The following is a 14,093-nucleotide window of genomic DNA, read 5'->3' on the forward strand; positions in this document are numbered from 1 at the left end:
GGGTTAATGCTTATTCTGTAAAATAAGCAAAATAAGAATAAATATCATTTTTGCGTATATAGCGGGAATTTAATCTTCTTGAGATATAAATTAGTGATAAATAACTGAATAAACGTATATTTATGATTATGAATAAGCTATTTCAGTATTTGAATAAATTTTATATTTAAAAGTGATGTGCTTATCGAATTTTCAAAATTACATAAAAAAATCGCGTTTGTAAGATTTAGCCCGACATTTTCTGCAAAAATTCGTTAATATTTATATATCCTTAACAGCTATAGCACAGTTAGTATATTGATTGTGTTTGAGATCTCTCGCCTCGCTTATGAATATTTTAATCGTTGATGATCATCCACTGTTTCGTCATGCTTTAATTCAAGCAGTTCGTTACAGCTTACCGCAAGCCCAAATCCATGAAACAGCTGCTGTTAATGAATTTTATGAACGTTTAGAAAAAGGTCCTGAACCAGATTTAGTACTTTTAGATTTGAATCTTCCAGGTGCATCAGGCTTCTCAGCGTTGGTGCATGTGCGTGCACAGTATCCATCGTTACCAATTATTGTCGTATCGGCGCATGAAGAAGTTTCAATTATTCAACGCTCGATTGCACATGGTGCAATGGGCTATATTCCAAAATCAGCGCATCCAAGTCACATTGGTGAAGCGATTCGTCAGGTATTAGAAGGGGATATGTGGTTACCGCCAAATCTGCCTGCGAATTTAAACTTTGATCCACGTGCTGCAGATGAAACAGCTTTAGCAGAACGTATTCAATCTCTAACACCACAACAATTCCGAGTGTTAATGATGGTTGCAGAAGGTTTGTTGAATAAACAGATCGCATACGAACTTGATGTTTCTGAAGCAACGATTAAAGCGCATGTGACCGCGATTTTCCGTAAATTAGGCGTTCAAAATCGTACTCAGGCTGTATTAGCGATTAATGCATTAAACATCGAAGAAAAACGTGTTTAATTGATTCTTAGATTTGAAAAAAAGACCTAATCAAAGGTCTTTTTTTCGATGCGTATCTACTTTAGGCTAAACAGTCCTGTTTAGGTGTCAACTCATTACAATATAGAGGATTGAGTGCACATTGAAGTTCATCAATTTGATCTTGTGTTACATAGCCCTTGCGTTTTAAATATTCTGCAACGCGATCATCTCTAAGACTTAAAAAAGCGGCATCATAAACTTTCAGATCAACAAAGAGTGCAGCCGTTTCAAGTCCATTAAAACGATCTAAAAACACCTCATTGCCATACATGAGAAAAATATGATCGAAATCTGCATATGCATCGATGCCTAATTGTTCTGCGAGTGCAAGCGGCGGTGTTTTGATAAAGAGTAAATCTGAAATTTCATCAAACTGCGTGGTATCAAGCGTATTTTCACCAGTTTTCACTTTACCAAGCCAAGCTTTAAAGACCAAAACGGCACCACCACGCAACAACATACTCCACACTTGATGACGCGTATGTTCATCTAAATCTCGGCATTCTGATGCTAAACGTTGAATAAGTTGATTTTCTTGTTGTGCCAATTTATCAAATAAACCTAAGCCTTGAGGGTGATAAGCTGCTGGTGTAAATACATCAAATTTTAATTGTTCAAAAACCTGTAAAGCCAAAGGTACTGCAGTTTGGTAAATCTGTTCCAAGGCACGTACATGTACATTTTTTAAGGATGTAGATGGAAAAATTTCTTGCCACTTGATTTCAGGCAAAATTGCATTGGCACCATATTGGCGATGAAATTCGTGATTACGATCTAAACCATGTGGCATAGCTTCTGAAATGTTCATTGCAAGACTCCATTTGATACTTTTATTCTCGAGAAAATTTGAGGCACTTTGATTGCTTTAATCGAAAGAAGATGTGCTGATGGCTAGATTTAGAATTATGTTGATTGCAATAAGAATAAGACTAAAGTATTAATTTTTATTTGATGAGTAAATTTGTCATCTAAAAACATGATGTTAGTAAACTTGTAACTATTTGTTTTAAATACTTTTTCAACTTTTGATGTGTTTTGCCATAGAAAATCAGACTTTGATTTTTTTGGTCAATCGCCAACGCTCTCTTTAGCTTTATTTTGTTCTCTTTTGCCACCTGTGAAGCTGAGGACTGCCAATCATTGTAAAGTACAGTGTCAATATGTATAAAAATCACCCAGCTCTTCTTGGAAAAACTGGGTGATGAATGTATCAAAATATAACTATTCAAATCTTATTTTGAAATTTTTAAACCTGATAACCATGAACGTAGTGAGGCAGGTTTGAGAGGTTTTTTCAGTAGGACAATATTCAGCTCTTTGAGTCGTTGAGGAAGCTCAGGATCTGAATCAGCTGTAATCAATGCCACAGGTACATTTTCTTGACGATAGTCTACAATAAAATCTAATCCTATTTTATTTGAATTCAGGTGTTGATCGACCAACCAAACTTGAATGTTCTCTTGTTGAATAATCTCAAGCGCTTGTTCAGGTTCTGTGGCTTTAAACACTTGATAACCCCATTTAGTAAGCAAAGTTGCCATGCCTTCTAAAATAGTTTCATCATTGTCTAAACATAAAATTTTATACGCTGCAGATTTTAATGGTGTGGCTTGAACTGGTGCGGTCACAACCTTTGGTGCATCGATGAGTGGGACTTCAATCATAAAACATGAACCCTTACCCAACTCGGAATACACATGCACAGGATAACCCAACATACTGGTCATTCTCTGAACGATGGCGAGTCCAAGACCTAAACCTTGTTCACCCCATGGCGAGGTATGTCCGCAACGTTCAAACTCTTGGAAGAGTTTAATACGTTGTTGTTCAGCAATCCCTGGACCAGTATCCCAAACACCAATACGAATATGATTCGCTCTTTCTGCTGAACGTAACACCCCAACAATTACACGACCTTTTGCTGTGTATCTTAGGGCATTACTGACAAAGTTTTGAATAATACGGCGAATCCATTGAGGATCTGTATCAATCCAGAACTTCACGTCATGCACTCGGAAGGAGATCGCTCGTTGTGCTGCAATTGATTTAAATTGTAGTTCTAAGTCACTCAATAGGTCATGTAATGGATAGGCTTGTCGTTTAGGTTGTATTGTTCCACCTTCTAAACGTGCAATGTCTAATAATGCAGAAAGCATACTCTCTGCACCATGTAAGGCACGGTCGAGTTGCTGTAGCGTTTTAGCATCTTCTTCATTTTGAATGCTTTGTTCTAATGCCGTACTGAATAACCGTGCAGCGTGCATAGGTTGAAGTAAATCATGACTTGCTGCAGCAATGAATCGACTTTTTGACATATTGGCTTTGTCAGCTTGTTCACGTGCCAATTGTTGTTCTGCCAAGGCATTGGCAAGTTGTTGAGTACGATCTTGAACGCGTCCTTCAAGTAGTGCTTCAGTTTCTCGGAATGCCGTGATATCAGCAAATGTCGTCACGAAGCCACCGCCTTCGATTGGATTTCCTCGCATTTGGATAACACGACCATCTTTTCGAATACGTTCGAACTCATGAGCGCTACCTACTTTCATCCAATGAATACGTTTACGTACGTGCTCTTCAACGGAACCAGGTCCACATTCACCGCGCTCTGCGTTGTATCGGATCAAGTCTGCAATTGGGCAGCCCACATATACCAAATCTTTTGGATAATCGAATAAAACGAGATATTGATTATTCCATGCGACTAAACACATGTTTTCATCGACAACACTTACCCCTTGGGTCATGTGGTCGATCATGGTCATAATTAGATTTTGGTTAAAGCGTTGCCATTGTGATGCTTGATCTAGAATATTAGCGACCTGTCCAAGTGCTAATCCATTGTTAACCATGGCTGTAGTGAGTAGGGTACGTGCCGATGCAGCTCCAATTGTGCCAGCAAGATATTGTTCAGTGAAACGCCACCACATCCCATTGGCACTGCTGTTTTCGTTTAATATCACATTATTGGATAAGCAGAATTGATTAAACGCATGCATGGTCGGACCTTCACCCGTAATCCGTTTGGCAAGCGTGATCAGGTCACCCACTTTTAATCGTGCGACATCATGATGTAAATAATTAACTTCATTTGAGGTTTGTTGCGTTTGTAGGGGTTTTGTTTCGTAATAGAAGAAACTTTCTGCCTGTATTTGCTCAGCAATACTTGGACGATAAATTCGTGAGATCCAGATGTAGAGCACGATATTTAAGCCAAGTGACCAAATTACACCATGTGTTAATGGCGCAAATGATTCAAAACCAAGTAATGCTTCAGGCTTTAATAAGTCAAATCCCAGAGGGCCAAACATCAGAAACGAATAAGTAAATTGATAATATTCATCTGGTAAACTTCTTAAAATTGTTGGTAAGAGCAGTGTGTAACTCCACATCACAAAACCAACGATGAGACCTGCATAGACCCCTTGTTTACTTCCACCACGCCAGTACAACCCCCCAATAAGTGCAGGTGCAAACTGTGCAACAGCACTAAATGCCAAAAGACCAAATACTGACAGCTGATCAATGTCATTAAAGAAATGGAAGAATAAGAATCCAAGTAGCATGACCGCCAAAATACATACGCGACGTGTGAATTTCAGCATTCGAGGTAAACGCTTGTCATGACGAGAAATCCAACCCAAACGCCATAGCGCAGGCATAATCAAGTCGTTACTGAGCATGATTGAGAGTGCGACTGAAGAGACTAAAAGCATACCAGTTGAAGCCGAAAATCCTCCAAGGAATGCTAAGAGCGTCAGCCATTCTTGGTTATAGCTCAAAGGCAGTGACAGCACGGCAACATCAGGGACTGCCATGTATTCTGGTGCAGCATGAAGTGCCCAACTTGCAATCGGAATAATCGCGACAACGGTTAAAATGATGTAAGCGGCAAACCATCTGCGCGCACCACGAATATGTTTTTCATCACGTAATTCAACTACAGCAACATGAAACTGGCGTGGCAAACATATAATCGCTAATGCTGCTAAAAGTGTTTGAATCCAAAAGGTATCTGGCACGCCCATCAGTTGAATTTCATGGAAGGTTTTGGATACGTCTGCGGAAACTTGAATGAGGTTTTCGGGGCGTTCAAATAAAAAGAAAAAAGCGACACAGAGGAGTGCAAATAATTTAACAAAGGATTCAAAAGCGACTGCCAGCATTAAACCGCCATGCTGTTCGGTGTTGGCAATCTGACGTGTACCAAACATCATAGCCAAAATTGCTAGAACCCCTGTAAGTGCAAGTACACCATTGGTGGTCAGATTCATCACTTCTGAATCTTGTTGCAACATCACGGATGCACTGAGTGCAATGGCTCTCAGTTGTAAGGCAAGATAAGGAATGATGGCGATCACGGCTAAAATGGTGACGAGTGAGGCGAGAGGTCCGCTTTTGCCATAACGTGCTGCCACAAAGTCAGCAATTGAGGAAATAGCATGGTGCTGACGTACTCGACCTAAGCGACGCCAAATATCATAACCAAACCAGACAAACAGAAGTGGGCCTAAGTAGATTGGAAGGAAAATGATCCCTTCACGAACAGCAGCACCCGTTGCGCCGTAGAATGTCCAAGACGAACAGTACACGCCTAAGGTCAAACTAAACAATAACATGCGTCCACGTGGGCTGAGCCGACTGGCATGTTTTTCACCAAAAAAGGCGCAAATAAAAAGGATGAGGATGTAGAGGGCGAGTACCCCAATAATCAACCAACTGTTCATAGGACTTACACTTGAGAATCTCGTGTAATGATAACGCATCCATGAACTGTCACGTTCAAATTGATCAAAATTTAGCGACCAAAGTCTAAATTACAACCAATGCAAAATCTTGCTAATTTAAAAATCGGAATAATTTAAATAAAAAAAATGACCTACGGTTGGGTCTCATATGGAGTCTTGTTTATGGATGAGAGACAAGTAGAGCAAATTCTACAGAATCCCAAATTCAAAGAAATGGTCAAAAAGAAAAGCACACTGAGCTGGACATTGACAGGCATTATGCTGTTTGTCTACGTTGGTTTTATGCTTTTAGTTGGCTATAACAAAGAGTTTTTATTGTCATCGCTTTCAGGTGGTGTAACCACTTGGGGTATCCCTCTAGGATTAGGCATCATCGTGCTGTCTTTCTTGTTATGTGGTGTGTATTCGTACATTGCCAACAATAAGCTCGATCAATTAAACGAAGAAGCTATGCGCGAAGTTGAAGCCATCACTCACGAGAAGGGACTACACTAAGATGAAATGGAATTCTTTACTCACATTTGCAGGGACTGCAATGTTATCTGGATTGGCATTCGCAGGTCCTGATTTAGGTGCAGCAGAACAACAAGCAACAAATTGGCCTGCGATTATCATGTTCTTGATTTTCGTCGGTGCAACGCTGGGGATTACCAAATGGGCAGCTAAACAAACCACAAACACCAAAGATTTCTATACCGCAGGCGGTGGAATTTCTGGTTTCCAAAATGGTTTAGCCATTGCTGGTGACTATATGTCCGCAGCATCGTTCCTTGGTATTTCTGCGATGGTTTTCCTGTCAGGTTTCGATGGCTTACTCTATTCACTTGGTTTCATGGTAGGTTGGCCTATCGTACTTTTCTTGATAGCAGAGCGTTTGCGTAACTTGGGTAAATACAATTTATCTGACGTTGTATCATTCCGTTTACAAGAAAAACCTGTACGCACACTGGCAGCGTTAAGCTCTCTTGTTGTTGTTGCATTCTACTTGATTGCCCAAATGGTCGGCGCTGGTCAGCTGATCAAGCTTCTGTTTGGCTTGAACTATAACATTGCTGTCGTCATCGTCGGTCTGCTCATGATGGCATACGTTATGTTTGGCGGTATGTTAGCGACAACATGGGTGCAAATCATTAAGGCAGTGATGTTGTTGTCAGGTGCTACCTTCATGGCATTTATGGTGATGAAAGGCGTTGGCTTTAGCTTCACCAATATGTTCGAGCAATCGATTCAAGTCTTCTCTAAAGTACATGATTTAACCTTAGATGATGCAACCAAAATCATGGGACCAGGTAGTCTGGCATCAAACCCAATTGATGCGATTTCTCTTGGTTTAGCATTGATGTTTGGTACAGCTGGTTTACCACATATCCTCATGCGTTTCTTCACAGTAAAAGATGCGAAAGAAGCACGTAAATCAGTTGTTGTTGCAACAGGCTTTATCGGTTACTTCTATCTTTTAACTTTCATCATTGGTTTCGGTGCGATTCTCTATGTATCGCACAACCCACAATTCCTTGATATTGCGAAAATGGCAGTAACTGGCAAGCTAGAGCTTGTTGGTGGTAATAACATGGCTGCGGTTCACTTGTCTGATGCTTTAGGCGGTGACTTGTTCATGGGCTTCATTTCAGCGGTTGCATTTGCCACGATTCTCGCAGTTGTTGCAGGTTTAACGTTGTCAGGTGCTTCAGCAATTTCACATGACTTATATGCGAACGTATTGAAAAAAGGACAAACTACACCTGAATCTGAACTTCGTATGTCTAAAATCGCGACTTTAGGTCTTGCGATCTTTGCGATGATCTTGGGTATCTTGTTCGAGAAACAAAACGTTGCCTTCATGGTAGGTTTAGCATTCTCTGTTGCTGCATGTGCAAACTTCCCAGTGCTTGTACTTTCAATGTTCTGGAAAGGTTTAACAACGCGTGGTGCAGTTGCCGGTGGTGTTGTTGGATTAGTTTTAGCGGTTGTACTCATCGTACTTTCTAAAGCAGTTTGGGTAGATACGCTTGGTATTTCTGATACACCAATTAATCCATATAACGGTCCTGCATTATTTGCGATGCCTTTAGCATTCTTCTTCTGCTGGTTGTTCTCTGTGACAGACAATTCTGCACAAGCGCAAGCAGAACGTAAAGCATTTGATGCACAGTTTGTACGTTCACAAACAGGTATTGGTATTTCTGGTGCGTCAGACCACTAAACCATACTGATCATGATAAAAAGCCCCTTTAAGGGGCTTTTTTTCTTTACCAAATTTCTATTTTAAATGACATACAAGTCATCAACTGTCCGCTATGCTTTCATTCAAACAAAACAATAAAAATAGTTGGAGTTGAGATGAGTTTAATATGCCGCGTGATACGTGATCTCGTACGTTTACCATCCGCGTGTCTACTGATTTTACAGCTGCTGATTTTATTCCTCGCAGTGATATCAAGTCATGATTTGGCTTATCGCTCCATGACTTGGATTCTCGGCGCTTTAGTCCTTCTTATTATTGCTAAAGTCATCAAAATGACCCCAATTTTTAATGCTGTAGGTTTATTTGGGGTATTAGGAGCTCTCATTTTTTCTTTCTTGATTCTGATTGGATATCATCAAGCCTATATTCAAATTACAGCGCATATATTTGAAGTTATCGCGTATACGACAGCGGCTTATGGTTTGATTCGATATATGTTCGAAGACCGCTATTTGACCAAAGATGAATTATTTGCGGCAGCAGCTGTTTTTACTTTAATTGCATGGAGCTTCGCATTTTTATATAGCATCTGCCAGCTATATGACCCACTGAGTTTTAGCATAACGCCTGAACAATCTATTCAACATAGTTGGTTAGATTTGTTGTTTCTCAGTTTTAGTATTCAGTCGGCAACAGGTCTTTCAGATATTATGCCCTTGAGTCCGCTGGCGAGACTGATTGCTATGATTCAAATGTTTAGTGGAGTCATGTATCTGGCTTTGATTGTTTCGCGCTTAATTGCATTGCAATACATTGCTCATTTGCCAAAGCATCAGGATGATTAAAACAGAACGTTACATCTTGCTAACGGCATTCATCTGCAAAATCATGAATAATAAGTACTTAGATCAAAAAACAGTCTCCGATGCTCTATATTGAGCCGATTTTTCTATTCCATCTTTGATGAAACTAACTCGGCTTTGTATGAGGTTGAGGATAAATGATCTCATTTGATATAGCGTTTTATCCAGTTTGAAGCGTTTCACCGAAAAATAAATATATAGGGGAATTATGTCTTCTCAGCATCCTTCATGGTATTCAAATGTGAATCCACGTGTTTTTATCAGCACGGTACTCATTATTTTTGTATTTTTGGCCACTGTGGTGTTATCTCCTCATGGTTTTGAATTAGTTACTCAGCAACTGAACCAATGGATTACGGATTCTTTTAGTTGGTTTTATGTTTTAGCAGTTGCCATATTTCTGATCGTGCTGGCTTATATCGCAATTTCTGACTACGGCAAAATCAGGCTCGGTCCAGATCATAGCCAACCGAGTTACAGTAATGGCTCTTGGTTTGCAATGCTCTTTACCGCAGGTATGGGGATTGGCCTGATGTTTTTTGGGGTAGCAGAACCTGTAATGCATTATGTCTCTCCGCCAGTCGGTGATGGAGAAACGGTTTTGGCAGCGCAGCAAGCGATGCGAGTGACTTTCTTCCACTGGGGACTTCATGCATGGGGAATCTATGCATTGATTGGATTGTCTTTGGCGTATTTTGCTTATCGACATCAATTGCCTTTAAAAGTGCGTTCTGCGCTGTATCCGATCATTGGAAAAAAAATTCATGGTCCAATGGGGGATGCCGTAGACACATTTGCCACGATTGGAACAGTATTTGGTGTGGCGACAACGTTGGGTTTTGGTGTAACGCAAATTAACTCAGGCTTGAATTATTTATTTGATGTTCCTCAATCAGCAAGTACACAAGTGATACTGATTATTATCGTCAGTGCATTGGCATCATTATCCGTTTTTCTAGGTTTAGAAAAAGGAATTAAACGGTTGTCTGAGCTGAATTTAGTATTGGCATTAAGCTTATTACTCTTTGTATTCTTCACGAGTTCTACCATTTATCTTTTGCAAACCACAATTCAGAACATGGGTCAGTATGTTTCTAATCTCTTTACCATGACATTTAATTTATATGCTTATCAACCCAATGGTTGGATTGGTGGTTGGACGATTATGTATTGGGCATGGTGGATCTCATGGTCACCATTTGTCGGGATGTTTATCGCACGTGTGTCTCACGGAAGAACTATTCGAGAGTTTATCGTTGGAGTTATTTTGATTCCTACTGGATTTACACTCATTTGGATGGGCTTTATGGGGAATGCTGCGCTCTTCAGTATTATGCAAGAAGGCAATGAAGCACTGATGCTAGCAGTACAGAAGGATTCTTCCGTTGCATTATTCGAATTTTTAAATAGCTTACCACTCGCTTCAATGATGAGTGTGGTAGCAACATCGCTGGTTATTTTATTCTTTGTCACTTCAGCGGATTCAGGTGCATTAGTTACAGACTATTTGACGGCTAAAGGTGAAGGTTCACCGACATGGCAACGACTCTTTTGGACTGTGCTTATGGCGGTATTGGCAATTGTATTATTATTGGTCGGTGGGCTCGGTGCTTTACAATCTGCAACCATCATGAGTGCATTGCCATTCTCCGTCATTATGCTCTTTATTTGTTGGGGATTACTCAAAGCCTTAAAAGTAGATTTAATTAAAATGAATGCTTTGCAAGAAGCGAGAATTACACCTCGAGCAATTCATCAACCACGGAGTTGGCAAAAACGCTTAGGATTGATTATGCACTATCCTCATTCTAAGGAAGAGGTTGATGTATTTATTGAATCTCAAGTATATCAAGCATTAGAGCAAGTGCAGAAAGAGTTCAAGAGAAGACAGTTTAAGGTTAGTGTAAATCGATTGGGTGAAGGAATAGAGTTGAGGGTAGATCATCATGACGAGTTGAATTTCGTATATCAAGTGATGTCACAAAGAACAACGCCACCGAGCTTTATGCCAGATACAATGGTGAATGAGCAGGATTATTATCAGGCGGAAGTGTTTTTAAGAGAGGGTGGACAGGCCTATGATGTAATGGACTGGACACAAGAAGACTTAATTCAAGATGTCATTGATCAATACGAAAGACATTTACATTTCTTAAGTGTAATTCGTAGCCCTGAGTAAATAGTGAATGATTAAAAAAGGACGCATTATGCGTCCTTTTTTGATTCTGTATCTAATAATTTATTAGAAACGGAATTTAGCATTTAAGCCAACAGTTTCAGTATCACGGCTAGAACCATTTTCAGCGTTAGCATTTACATAACTTGCACCAACAGCTACAGCTGGAGTGATGAAGTAGTTTACGTTAGCACCGATAGCTGAGCTTGGAGTGTCATTAAAGCTTGATTCAGTATAAGAAACGCCTGCGCTTAACTGTGGATTGAAGTAAAGGTCAGATTTTAATTGGTAAAGTGTATCTTCACCGTATACTAAACCAGCTTCAAAGCCGACAGACATATTTGTATCAGTGATGCCGCCTACATATTTAGTACGAGCTGTGATCGCATCTTGATCTTCAGCAATAGTACCTGCTTCAAGTGCTGAGAATACGCTACCGTTGTTGATTGCTTTGAATACATCAAAAGAGTATTGATCAGCAACGCTTGTATAACCTACAGCAACCAAAAAGTTTGGCAGTAACATTGCACCAACTTCTAATGCATAACGATCGCCGTTACCATCTGCTAATTTAGCAACTTGTGGGTGGTTAGATGGATTGGTTGCAGTGAATTCATTTTTAGCATCAGTTTTTGAGTGGCTATATGACGCGCTTGCATATAAAGGAATAAGTTTAGTTGGGATATAAGCTTCAGCTTTTGCACCATAGTTATGTTGCTGAGCTTCAACTTTCTGATTAGCAGCTTTAATATCAGCAGAATATTCACCGAAGTTATAAGCAACAGAAACATTAGATGCTTGATTTAAGAAAGCCGCTTCAGCTAAAGGACCTTTAGTTGAGTCTACATTCTTGAAGTAGTAAGTACCTTGAACAGAACCAGTATAGTTATCATTGTTCAATGAGTCATCAAAGTATTCAGCAGCGCCTTGTACTTCAACTTGATATGCGTGTGCCCCAGTCATTGCTACTAATAAAGCAGTGGCTAAACTAATTTTTTTCATAATAGTTACCAAATAAATGTCGAATGAATATGCAGTAAATATTGTATTGTAACAATGTATTAAGTCAATGATCTTTAAGGTAATAGTCTGCTGGTCTAAATTTATTTTGTGTGTTATTTCTTGATACAAGAAGATTAAGAACATGAATTTTTGAACATTTTATTCAAAAATAACAATGTGATAAGGAGATTTTCAAGGTCGATTAAGCTAAAAAAATTGCATCGAAATTATACAAAAAAAAGATTATTAGAATCGGATAAAACGTATAAAGAAAATGTTAATTTACATGAAATTTAAGATTTTCGTTTAATTTTAACTCATTTGAAAATAAATAATGTGACTTTTTTCACCTACTTGGCTGTAAAGTGTTAGGTCGATTCGGAATTTCAAAGGGTTACGATCTTTGCAATTTAAGTTAATTTTCACATAATTACATGCTCGTTAACTAAGTTTTTTTTTATATTTAAATAAATTGAGTTTTACCTTTTAGATTTACTAAATATTATAGTGGTTATTTCTCTTATATACCCAGCTTTCCCCAAGGCTGGGTTTTTTTTAACTTATATTTATTTGCACCATTATAGTGCGTAATTGGGTGTATTCTTTATCAATACTGAGCAAAAAAAAACCTAGTTTTCATAGAAAACTAGGTTTTTTCGCCAAAACTTGAGGGAAATACAGAAATTCTGCTGAGGTATATTTCTATCTCGCCCTAATGTGGGGCATTATGCACCAGCATATTGCACATGTAAATAATATTTTTAAAAAAAGTGTTAAAAATAGACAAAAAAATTGGAAATAATCTGTCAAAATTGAATTAAATGCATTGGTCAAATTGGAACATTGAATTGAAAGGAATCTACGTTGTTGCACTTGTTTTAACGTCTGTTTTTTTATCTGCCTGCCAGGCCTTAGATCATATTAATCCGAGAATAAAAGCATACGATTTAAAAGACGATTCAATGCTGAATAGCAGTGAATCAAAGAATCAGCATCATATTGAGACCCTATTTAATCAGCAAAATATTCAAGGTGTATTTATCACCTATGATGGCAAACACGTTAAAACTTACGGTTCTGATCGAACAAGAGCAAAAGAAAATTTTATCCCTGCATCCACTTTTAAAATAGTGAATGCTTTGATTGGATTAGAACATCATAAATCAACTCGGTATGAAGTGTTTAAATGGGATGGAAATAAACGTTCATTTGATAGTTGGCAACGTGATTTTACGCTTGGTGAAGCCTTACAAGCATCTGTTGTACCTGTGTATCAAGCCTTAGCACACCGTATTGGACCAACATTGATGCAACAGGAATTAAGTCGAATTCAGTATGGAAATGCAAAAGTCGGGGATCAGATAGATCAATTTTGGTTAAAAGGTCCTCTAGAGATTACACCTGAACAACAAGTTAAATTTGTTTATAGATTGGCACAGTTGTCATTGCCGTTTCGTAGAGATGTACAACAAGATGTAAGGGACATGATGTATGTCGAATCACGTGGTGCGAATAAGCTATATGCCAAAAGTGGTTGGGGAATGGATATTGAGCCTCAGGTAGGCTGGTATGTGGGGTTTGTAGAACAAGCCAGCGGTCAAGTCACTGCCTTTGCATTAAATTTAGAAATGAAAAATGGTGATCAAATTCAGCAACGCAAGGAAATCACTTTAGATATTTTAGATCGACTTGGTTTCTTTCATTATTTACGTTAAAAGTCATATAAAAGATAAAAAAAACCCAGCCGATTGGGATGGCTGGGCTGAAAAAGGATGTTCTGTATGTGGGAGAAACATCCGAGGGTAGAACAAAATTCATTAAGCAAATCTGATATGAATCAGTATCTTTGCGATGTAAGCATTATGGTTTAAAGGATGAGGTTTGTATAATGATTAAAAATTATGCGCATGATCTATTTTTTCGATGCTGATTAAGTGATCAAAATAATCATCTGATTTTAATTCAAAAAAAGTAAATACTGCGAAATATATCACTTGTATATTGGTGGAAAAATAATTTAAATATTGAACAAAAAAAATTTACGGCATTACAATAGTGTGATATTTATCACATTGTTTCTTAAATAAAAACTTGTGCTTTAAGTGCTTTTTAAACATGGTTA

General features: G+C 38.6%; 9 protein-coding genes. 6 read left to right on the forward strand and 3 right to left on the reverse strand.

Going from position 1 to position 14,093, the window contains the following annotated elements:
* Positions 1-328 precede the first annotated feature (328 nt).
* Positions 329-979: a response regulator gene (locus AC1M87_RS02380; RefSeq protein ID WP_035265788.1), complete on the forward strand. Its 651-nt coding sequence runs from the start codon at positions 329-331 to the stop codon at positions 977-979.
* Between the two features lie 61 nt (positions 980-1,040).
* On the opposite strand, the gene AC1M87_RS02385 is transcribed toward AC1M87_RS02380, so the two are convergent.
* Together AC1M87_RS02385 and AC1M87_RS02390 are read right to left on the reverse strand one after the other, a co-directional pair.
* A complete protein-coding gene (locus AC1M87_RS02385) occupies positions 1,041-1,808 on the reverse strand; it encodes a hypothetical protein (RefSeq protein ID WP_035265786.1) in 768 nt (255 codons plus the stop codon).
* 424 nt (positions 1,809-2,232) lie between these two features.
* Positions 2,233-5,724 carry a hybrid sensor histidine kinase/response regulator gene (locus tag AC1M87_RS02390; protein ID WP_481592835.1) on the reverse strand — a complete coding sequence of 1,164 codons (3,492 nt, stop codon included), beginning with the start codon at positions 5,722-5,724 and terminating at the stop codon, positions 2,233-2,235.
* 183 nt (positions 5,725-5,907) lie between these two features.
* Here AC1M87_RS02390 and AC1M87_RS02395 point away from each other — a divergent pair, with 183 nt between their 5' ends.
* The 4 genes from AC1M87_RS02395 (at position 5,908) to betT (ending at position 10,972) form a co-directional block, all read left to right on the forward strand.
* Positions 5,908-6,240 (forward strand): DUF485 domain-containing protein, encoded by a 333-nt coding sequence (locus AC1M87_RS02395; RefSeq protein ID WP_035265779.1) that lies wholly within the window; start codon positions 5,908-5,910, stop codon positions 6,238-6,240.
* A gap of 1 nt (position 6,241) precedes the next feature.
* Complete coding sequence (locus tag AC1M87_RS02400; protein ID WP_481592836.1) at positions 6,242-7,948, forward strand: cation acetate symporter; 1,707 nt, start codon at positions 6,242-6,244, stop codon at positions 7,946-7,948.
* A 137-nt stretch (positions 7,949-8,085) separates the two neighbouring features.
* A complete protein-coding gene (locus tag AC1M87_RS02405) occupies positions 8,086-8,775 on the forward strand; it encodes an ion channel (protein WP_481592837.1) in 690 nt (229 codons plus the stop codon).
* Between the two features lie 226 nt (positions 8,776-9,001).
* Positions 9,002-10,972: a choline BCCT transporter BetT gene (betT, locus tag AC1M87_RS02410; RefSeq protein WP_481592838.1), complete on the forward strand. Its 1,971-nt coding sequence runs from the start codon at positions 9,002-9,004 to the stop codon at positions 10,970-10,972.
* A gap of 63 nt (positions 10,973-11,035) precedes the next feature.
* Here the strand turns inward: betT and omp33-36 are convergent, their stop codons facing one another.
* Positions 11,036-11,971 (reverse strand): porin Omp33-36, encoded by a 936-nt coding sequence (omp33-36, locus tag AC1M87_RS02415; RefSeq protein WP_481592839.1) that lies wholly within the window; start codon positions 11,969-11,971, stop codon positions 11,036-11,038.
* Positions 11,972-12,792: 821 nt separating this feature from the next.
* On the opposite strand from omp33-36, the gene blaOXA reads away from it, so the two are divergent.
* Positions 12,793-13,686, forward strand: coding sequence for a class D beta-lactamase (blaOXA, locus tag AC1M87_RS02420; RefSeq protein WP_481592840.1), 894 nt, complete (start codon positions 12,793-12,795; stop codon positions 13,684-13,686).
* Positions 13,687-14,093: the final 407 nt, after the last annotated feature.

It is taken from the genome of Acinetobacter sp. 24-47-62, from assembly GCF_056779765.1.

Coding starts and splice junctions, on each gene's coding strand:
- AC1M87_RS02380 (WP_035265788.1), top strand. CDS start 329: ATGAATATTTTAATCGTTGATGATCATCCACTGTTTCGTCATGCTTTA.
- AC1M87_RS02385 (WP_035265786.1), bottom strand. CDS start 1,808: ATGAACATTTCAGAAGCTATGCCACATGGTTTAGATCGTAATCACGAA.
- AC1M87_RS02390 (WP_481592835.1), bottom strand. CDS start 5,724: ATGAACAGTTGGTTGATTATTGGGGTACTCGCCCTCTACATCCTCATC.
- AC1M87_RS02395 (WP_035265779.1), top strand. CDS start 5,908: ATGGATGAGAGACAAGTAGAGCAAATTCTACAGAATCCCAAATTCAAA.
- AC1M87_RS02400 (WP_481592836.1), top strand. CDS start 6,242: ATGAAATGGAATTCTTTACTCACATTTGCAGGGACTGCAATGTTATCT.
- AC1M87_RS02405 (WP_481592837.1), top strand. CDS start 8,086: ATGAGTTTAATATGCCGCGTGATACGTGATCTCGTACGTTTACCATCC.
- betT (WP_481592838.1), top strand. CDS start 9,002: ATGTCTTCTCAGCATCCTTCATGGTATTCAAATGTGAATCCACGTGTT.
- omp33-36 (WP_481592839.1), bottom strand. CDS start 11,971: ATGAAAAAAATTAGTTTAGCCACTGCTTTATTAGTAGCAATGACTGGG.
- blaOXA (WP_481592840.1), top strand. CDS start 12,793: ATGCATTGGTCAAATTGGAACATTGAATTGAAAGGAATCTACGTTGTT.